The sequence below is a fragment of the uncultured Nostoc sp. genome, assembly GCF_964247315.1.
GTDB lineage: Bacteria > Cyanobacteriota > Cyanobacteriia > Cyanobacteriales > Nostocaceae > Nostoc.
Window position 1 is genome coordinate 1 of record NZ_CAXTTT010000203.1, and the last position, 8,610, is coordinate 8,610.

Genomic DNA, 8,610 nt, shown 5'->3' on the forward strand with positions numbered 1-8,610 from the left:
GTCTCACATCAAGTTATGTAAATTGATTTTTTACTGCTTGTGAGAAATCCGGGATAAACTCGGTTTTTTAGTTAACATAATTTTTATTTGATTAAAATTCTTGATATAAATTGTTTTGAATTTTAAATTGTTAATAGTGCAGCACTACTACCACGCTGTACTAGAAAAGGAGATAAAACGCGGTTTTCCACAGTTTTTTCTTCTAATAAATCGAGTAACATTTGCATGGCTATGCCACCAATTTCTAACATTGGCTGGCTAACTGTAGTTAGTGGGGGCGTCACGTAACAACCCAGAGCAATACCATCAAATCCGACAAGGCTTAGATTTCGCGGTACTAAAATACCTAATTCTTGGCAAGCTAACAAAGCGCCAATTGCTACCATGTCGTTGTAACAAAAGATGCCTGTAACTTCCGCAGTCAAGAGTTTAGATAGCATATTTTGCCCAGTGCTAACATCGCTGGTTCTGGTATCATATTCGTCACTAATTGAAACCCAATCAGTATTTGGTGGTATACCAGCTTCAGCAAGGGCCATTTGATATCCTTCTAAGCGCTGCTGGTTCGACCTGCTGCGATCGCTTACACCTAGATAACCAATAGCAGTGTGTCCCAGACTAATTAGATGCTCTGTCGCTAATTTAGCACCTAAGCGATCGTCTATTGCTACTGAGTGAAATATTTCGGATTGATCTTCAGTCTGGCTATTAATCAGAACTGTTGGTACGGCAATTTGCGTGAGTTGTTTAGTATGCTGTTTACTAATTCGCGAATCGGCTATTAAGATTCCGTCCACTCTCCGGCGATGAAAGGTATCAATAGCTGCCATTTCCTGCTCAAAATCTCGGTGTGAAGCACTCAATAAAACACTCAAACCTGCTGGTTTGGCTATCTTCTCGATTCCCTCTACCACCTCTGCAAAAAAAGGATCGGAAATTGAAGTTACTACTACACCAATGGTATTAGTACGTTTATTTTGCAAGCTTTGAGCAATAGCATTCGGCACATAGCTCATCTCTTGCGCCAGTCGCTTAATTTCTTCCCGCACTTTTGGGCTAATGAGAGCGTTATCTCGCAAAGCGCGTGAAACTGTAGAATGAGAAACGCCTGCTCTGCGAGCAATATCTTCAATTGAAATTCTTCGTTTATTCATTATTTTAAATGTTGCACACGTGTGCATTTGTATTTATTATAGAAAATAATCGTTATTTGTCAAGAAATTTTAATACAACTCACATTTTGCATGGAAAAGAGTTAAAGGTCCTCACTTTTACCTCTATCCATGATTACAATTACAAGTTACCAATTGCAAATTCCGAATTAGTTGAACTTTTATTAAAAAAAAATGATTATCCTCTTAATGGGCGTCTCTGGTTCTGGGAAAACCACGATCGGAAAACTGCTAGCAGACTCCTTAGAATGGGAATTTAGCGACGCTGATACTTTCCACTCACCAGAGAATGTTGAGAAAATGCGGCGTGGTATCCCTCTGAGTGAAGATGACAGGATGCCTTGGTTACAAGATTTGCAAACAGCCATAAAGCATTGGCTGCAAGACAATAAAAATGTGGTGTTGGCGTGTTCGGCTTTAAAAGATAGCTATCGGCAATTTTTGGTATTGGATAGCGAACGCATCAAGCTAGTTTACCTCAAAGGATCTTATGAGTTGATTAAAATGCGGTTAGAAGGACGTAGCAATCATTACATGAGTGAAAAAATGCTCGACAGCCAGTTTTATACACTTCAAGAACCAGTAGATACTCTATGTATGGATGTTGCACAGCCACCGGAGATAATTGTCCAAAATATTAGAACGGCTTTAGAAATTTAGCTGACTGGTGACAACCGTAATATTAAAATTAATCACGTATCTATAAAAACACGAACTTTTGGCAACTAAATCACATCAGATGTAAGTCTAAAGAAATATCAAAGCAAGCAGATAACTGTAATGGTAGCAGAAAACTAGTGTTTATAAGATTAGCGCAACAGCATCAGCAATTCATCCAAGACTTGGTAATGAACCTGCAAGCCTTGACAATTATACTTGAGCGGCGTGGCTATACTGCATCTTGTTATACATGCGGCGAGCAAATGAAGAGTGCTTCATTTATGGTTAGCCTGAAAGAAAAGCACCTGATTCGGTTTTTAGTATCTGATTACGGGATTACTTGGATGGAATTGTGGGACGATCGCGAATTAATGAAGTTGGAAGGTGCAGAAGCGATAAACCAGTTACAAGAGTTGGCTAATCTTGTTAAGTATTCCGCGACTGTACAGTTGACAAATTGATACTAGGCCGATTGAATCAGACATAAAATATTAAGAAGTATAACTTTTGCACAGGTGTATAAAACAAAATATTAGCTTATATTTAGTAAATTCATGCGCAGATGTGCAAAAAACAAAAGCACCATTTTTATTCTGCACCAAACAGATCGGATAAAACACTTGGTGAAGTAAAGCGTGTATAGGTATGCAAAGACGAAATGAAACTTAACACTCGTTTTTGCACACGTGTGCAAAAATAAATAATAAGTCCAAGACAGGTTTTACACACCTGTGCATAATAGAGTGCAAAAGTACCATTTAACAAATACAATATCGACAAGTAGAAAGATATGTCTCAAACTCTAAATAATGCCATTCTTCAGGTTCAAAACAATCCCTTACATTCACTAGAAGAATGGGAAGAAGACTTACTTAATCGCTATCCCGATCCAGATAGCATAGTTAAAGAAGGTAAAACTAGCGAAGAATATAGGAATTACAAAACGACTATTAGAGATACGGTGAAAGAGTTTTATCGGTTAAACCATATTAATCAAACATATAATTTTGTACTTCAAAAAGAAAAAGAATTTTTAAAGTTTGATAAAAAAGAAATGTCTGTTTGGGATGCGGTCGAATTTTTGAATCAATTGGTTGATGATTCCGATCCTGATACAGACATGGATCAGTTACAACATCTATTGCAAACATCAGAAGCTATTCGCGCCGATGGTCATCCTGACTGGATGGTACTTACTGGCTTCTTTCACGATATGGGGAAAGTGCTTTGTCTATTTGGTGAACCTCAATGGGCTACCGTAGGCGATACTTATCCTGTCGGTTGTGCATTTTCTGATAAAATTGTTTTCTCAGAATTCTTTAAAGAAAATCCTGATTATAATAACCTCGATTACAACACTAAATATGGCATTTATGAGCCGAAATGTGGATTGAATAATGTACATATATCATGGGGGCATGATGAGTATTTTTATCAGATGATGAAAAACTATTTGCCCGAACCTGCATTATATATGCTTCGCTATCACTCGTTTTATCCTCAACATCGTGACAATGCGTATGAACATTTGATGGATAAACACGATAAAGAAATGTTTAAATGGGTAAATTTATTCAATCCCTATGATTTGTATTCAAAAAATCCTATTCCTCCTGATTGGCAGAAATTAAAACCATACTATGAAGATTTGGTGGCTAAATATTTACCTGCAACATTAAAGTTTTAAACTGCTTGAAGAATAATTCAAAAGTTAGAATTCAGAATATTCTATTTCTGAAAGTATATAGTAATAAAAAATATTATATATAAAAAAATAAAACAGTTATGCAAATGTTCTTTATCCTTAATCATGCTTAAAAATATTATTTTGTTTACTCTTGTATTGCTTTCAAGTGATGGAGGATCAATAACAAATAAATATACTTAACAAGCAGATTTGAATTAGTTTAAAAAATCTAACTAAAGGATGTTTACATTTATTAAAATCTAGCTTTTATAATTAAATAATTCTTTACTATAATAGTGTCTTTTCTGAAAGCGGTTGATTGATAAATGTTAAAGTTTTTAACATTGACTCTAATATTGAATAGACCAATTTATGCAGATGCCTCGAAATGAAGACTTTGGATTTTATTAAGAGATTTAATTTTTTTAGTTGTAAAGTTCAATAAACAAAATTAATTTTTGCACGGAAGCGGGATAAAATGAAAAAAGTCAAAACAAATAAAAGTTTACAAGTTTAATAAAACTAACTAATTTTTGGAAGTTTCACTTAAAATCTGTTTTCAGGCTACGCACTACGAAATAATTCCACCAAAAAATAATGTAATTATTTGAAGTAGTATAATATTCATGATTTTGCTTTAACAATAAACCATTTAGTTTAGTGAAACTAATAGCAATCACTCCAATTATGTCAAATCACAAGACCTTTGGAGTTTAAATTCCAAAGAACCTTAGCAGCTACAAAGGTTGGTAATTTGTAATTGTCCTTTGTCATTTGTCCTTTGTCCTTAAAAACACAAATGACTAATGACGGTCTATACGGAGTTTGTGCAATATATAGGCGCATTAGCTTACAATACATCGTTTCTAAATTTGGTGTAAATAAGAATGACTTTTAGGAAAGATATGAATGTGAAAAAGATTGTGTTTACCTCTAATGTGGCGCTTCGTGTAATCGTAGCTAGCATACTAGGTATCATCAGTAGTAACCTTGTCGGCTGTACAAATGGTTCTCCCGATCGCAACACTGCTAATAACACTGATATTAAACCTGCCACCAATACTAGTGCAGAAATTCAAACCGCCACTGAGAATAGAAAGTTGCGATCGGTTGCCTTTACCGTTGGCGATTTAAGTAACCCTTTCTTCGTCGTTATGGGACAAGCAGTTGAGGCAGAAGCGAAGAAAATTGGCGGAAAAAATGTGAATGTTACTATAGCTTCCAGTGCTTATGACCTTAACCAACAAGCCAATCAAATTGAAAATTTTACTGCTGCAAATACTGATATCATTGTTTTGAATGCTGCTGATAAAAGTGGAATTAAGCCAATAGTTGAAACAGCCAAACTTGCAGGTAGAATTGTCATTGCCGTAGACACAGGTGCTGAGGGAGGTGTGGATGCCACCATCACTACTAATAATATCCAAGCTGGAGAAGTTAGTTGCAAATATATTGCTGAACGCCTGAAAGGCAAAGGCAATGTAGTAATAGTTAATGGCCCGCCAGTGGACTCGGTGATTCAGCGAGTTAGTGGCTGCGAAAGTGTCTTGTCTAAATATCCTGATATCAAAATCCTCTCTAAAAACCAGAATGCAGACGGTAGTCGGGATGGAGGACTCAGAGTTATGACTGATTTGCTGACAACCTTTCCAAAGATTGATGCGGTTTTTGCCATCAACGATCCAAGTGGAGTAGGTGCAGAACTAGCAGCTAACCAAGCCCAACGTAAAGATTTCTTTATTGTCGGGGTTGATGGTGCGCCAGAAGCAATCACTGCGATCGCAGCTAAAGATGGTTTATATGCAGCAACTGCTACTCAAAATCCGCGAGGGATGGCCGAAAAAGCAGTTCAAGTTGGCAACGACATTTTAAATGGCAAAAAACCTAGCAGTTCCACCATTTTGATTCCAGTTAAGTTGATCACAAAAGATAATGTCAGCACAGAAAAAGGTTGGTAACTAAAAAAATTGTGAATTCACAGTTGAAAATTATGTCTTTTGATATAAACCCTTTGGTACATTTGTAAAGTTTTTGCACATACCTAAAATGTCTGGCAGTTTTCACTTAAATTAATACCAAACCTCATTTATATTCCGGTCTTTTATTTAATAAAAAGATCGGTTGAAAAAAAAGGTTAAAACTCTGCTGCACTCACTTAATAACTGCTATATATGTGCATCATGGAAAAGTCTGAGTGTCTATTTATAACACTCAAATTTTCTTAACAAACTCTATTAAGTAATGTTAACAACCAAGTATGAAAATATCTCTTCCCCATTCCCTATTTTCAAATCATTAGTCAGCTTTTAAAACATGATTTTGCAATCAATCAAATATGAGTTTATTAGTTTCTAATTCACAATCGCAAATTTTAAATAGTTTTTACAGGTTTTGCTCATGACAACAAATATTGAAACCTCACTTTCTGATACACCAACTAGCACCCCAGTGTTAGAAATGCAAGGGATTACAAAACGATTTCATGGTGTATCTGCGCTGCAAAATGTTAATCTCACGATTTATCCGGGAGAAGTTCACGCCCTCATGGGTGAAAACGGAGCAGGCAAAAGCACATTGATGAAAATCCTGGCTGGGGCTTACATTGCCGATGAAGGAGAAATTCGCATCAATGGTCAACCCTTGAAAATTACCGATCCGGCGACAGCACGCAAGGCGGGTATTAATCTTATTTATCAAGAACTGAATGTTGCACCGAATTTAACCGTTACCGAAAATATGTTTATGGGTAGCGAGTTGCGGCGAGGTCAGTTTTTAGACCGCAAAGCGATGCAACTAGAAGCAGAAGAAGTGCTGGAGAGCCTTGGAGCCAATTTTACCGCGCAGACTATAGTTGGTACTTTGTCCATCGCCGAACAGCAGCAAGTAGAAATTGCTAGGGCGCTGAAGGATAAAAGCCGCGTTTTGGTAATGGATGAACCAACAGCCGCCCTATCTGACCGTGAGAGCGAGCATTTATTTGAGGTAATTCGCAAACTACGCCGTGATGGCATTGCGATTATTTACATCAGCCATCGCATGGAAGAAATCTATGCCCTAGCTGACCGGATTAGCGTGTTGCGCGATGGTCAATATATTGGTAGTTTGACACGCAGTGAAATTTCTCCCCAGCGATTGGTGCAGATGATGGTCGGTCGCTCCATGCAAGACTTTTACGAACATCAACGGCAAATGAATCCTGGCCCAGTGGTGCTGTCAGTCAGAAATATGAGCGACGCGCGTAAGAAGATTGAGCCAGCTAGTTTTGAACTTCATGCTGGAGAAATTCTCGGTTTAGCGGGGCTGGTTGGTGCAGGACGCACAGAACTATCCCGGCTGATTTTTGGTGCTGACCGTAAGGCCAGTGGTGAAGTATTTTTGAATGGCAAAAAACTGGAAATTAATACCCCCAGTGATGCCATCGCTGCCGGAATTGGCTATGTTCCAGAAGACCGCAAAGACCAAGGTTTATTTCTGGAGATGAGTTCCCGCAAGAATATTGCCATCAACACACTCAAGCAAGATGCAAAGGGTGGAATTGTTAACTGGCCTTCAGTGAATCGGCTGTCAACAGAGGCGGTGGAAAACTTTAATATCCGCCTAGCCAATTTGGAAATTAGAGCATTGGATCTTTCTGGTGGTAATCAGCAGAAACTACTGCTAGCACGTTGGTTAGCCATTAAGCCCAAAGTACTGATGTTAGATGAGCCGACACGTGGCGTAGATATCGGTGCTAAAAGCGAAATTTACCGAATTATGAGCGAATTAGTAGCACAAGGTGTTGCTATTTTAATGGTTTCCAGCGAACTATCGGAGATTGTCGGCATGAGCGATCGCGTCTTAGTGATGCGAGAAGGACAGCTGGTAGGCGAACTGGATGGCAGTCTTGGCAAAGAAATCACCCAAGAAAAGATTATGCACTATGCAACTGGAGCATCGGAGGTATTAGCATCATGAGTCAGACAGTCAGACCGCCTATCAATAAATCAGCCAACAATCCCGTATCCCGCAACCGGAGATCAATCAGCACCCTGTTGGAAGTTGCGGGTATTCTGCCAATCTTAGTAATTATCTGCATCTTATTTGCATTCCTTTCTCCCAACTTCCTCACAGGCGGTAACATCGTTAATATCTTGCGTCAGGCATCAATCAATATTGTGCTGGCGACAGGAATGACCTTTGTAATTCTCACCGGCGGTATTGACCTTTCCGTTGGGTCAATCTTAGCTGTTTCTGCCGTAGTTGCGCTGCTGGTATCGCTACTGCCGGCTTTAAGTTGGGCGGCTGTGCCTGCTGCGTTGCTAGCAGGATTACTTTTAGGCTTACTCAACGGCGCTCTCATCACCTTTTTGGATGTACCACCTTTTATTGTCACCTTGGGTTCACTTACAGCCTTGCGAGGTGTTGCCTTTTTAGTTGCCAAGGGGACAACGCTGATTAACCGGGACATAAATTTTGCTTGGGTAGGTAATACATATATTGGCCCCTTTCCTTGGCTAGTAATAATTGCGCTACTGACTGTGATAGTTAGCTGGTTTGTGCTGCGGCAAACTGTTTTAGGAGTGCAGATATATGCCGTCGGTGGTAACGAGCGGGCAGCCAGATTAACTGGGATTAAAGTTAATCGTGTCTTGCTATTTGTCTATGGTATTAGTGGATTACTGGCAGGTTTAGCAGGAATCATGAGTGCCAGCCGTCTTTATAGTGCTAGTGGCATCGTCGGTCAAGGTTACGAATTAGATGCGATCGCAGCTGTTATTCTAGGTGGAACCAGCTTCACAGGCGGTATTGGTACCATAGGCGGCACACTTCTAGGTGCATTAATCATTGCTATTCTCAACAACGGTTTAACTCTGTTGAACCTATCTTACTTCTGGCAACTAGTCGTCAAAGGACTAGTAATTATTTTGGCAGTAACGATTGATCGGTTACGCAGACGTTCTAGACGGTAAAGAATTAATTTCTTTGGGAATTGGGCATTGGGCATTGAGAATAGGGCATGGGGCATGGGGCATGGGGCATTGAGAATAGGGAATAGGGAATGAGTCTTTGAACTCCATTAATGAGTCTTTGATACTCGTGAATGAGTCTTTG

7 protein-coding genes are annotated in these 8,610 nt (G+C 38.9%); 6 read left to right on the forward strand and 1 reads right to left on the reverse strand.

Translation table 11 applies throughout. From position 1 onward, the window contains the following. Window positions 1-122 precede the first annotated feature (122 nt). The gene (locus ACFE93_RS33185; protein ID WP_375480140.1) at window positions 123-1,154 is read right to left on the reverse strand and encodes a LacI family DNA-binding transcriptional regulator; all 1,032 of its coding nucleotides are present in this window, start codon (window positions 1,152-1,154) and stop codon (window positions 123-125) included. 192 nt (window positions 1,155-1,346) lie between these two features. Here ACFE93_RS33185 and ACFE93_RS33190 point away from each other — a divergent pair, with 192 nt between their 5' ends. The 6 genes from ACFE93_RS33190 to ACFE93_RS33215 all read left to right on the forward strand — a co-directional run bounded on the left by ACFE93_RS33190 (window position 1,347) and on the right by ACFE93_RS33215 (window position 8,468). Further along, window positions 1,347-1,832 carry a gluconokinase gene (locus ACFE93_RS33190; RefSeq protein ID WP_375480142.1) on the forward strand — a complete coding sequence of 162 codons (486 nt, stop codon included), beginning with the start codon at window positions 1,347-1,349 and terminating at the stop codon, window positions 1,830-1,832. A 137-nt stretch (window positions 1,833-1,969) separates the two neighbouring features. Beyond that, the gene (locus tag ACFE93_RS33195; protein ID WP_375480144.1) at window positions 1,970-2,293 is read left to right on the forward strand and encodes a DUF1815 family protein; all 324 of its coding nucleotides are present in this window, start codon (window positions 1,970-1,972) and stop codon (window positions 2,291-2,293) included. A gap of 329 nt (window positions 2,294-2,622) precedes the next feature. Beyond that, window positions 2,623-3,519, forward strand: a complete 897-nt coding sequence (locus tag ACFE93_RS33200; RefSeq protein WP_375480146.1) for an inositol oxygenase family protein — start codon at window positions 2,623-2,625, stop codon at window positions 3,517-3,519. Window positions 3,520-4,424: 905 nt separating this feature from the next. Beyond that, window positions 4,425-5,477 (forward strand): ABC transporter substrate-binding protein, encoded by a 1,053-nt coding sequence (locus tag ACFE93_RS33205; protein WP_375480152.1) that lies wholly within the window; start codon window positions 4,425-4,427, stop codon window positions 5,475-5,477. Between the two features lie 439 nt (window positions 5,478-5,916). Then, window positions 5,917-7,473, forward strand: a complete 1,557-nt coding sequence (locus ACFE93_RS33210) for a sugar ABC transporter ATP-binding protein (RefSeq protein ID WP_375480148.1) — start codon at window positions 5,917-5,919, stop codon at window positions 7,471-7,473. Further along, window positions 7,470-8,468, forward strand: a complete 999-nt coding sequence (locus tag ACFE93_RS33215; RefSeq protein WP_375480150.1) for a ribose ABC transporter permease — start codon at window positions 7,470-7,472, stop codon at window positions 8,466-8,468. Before ACFE93_RS33210 ends, ACFE93_RS33215 begins: the two co-directional genes overlap by 4 nt. The last annotated feature ends 142 nt before the right edge of the window (window positions 8,469-8,610 follow it).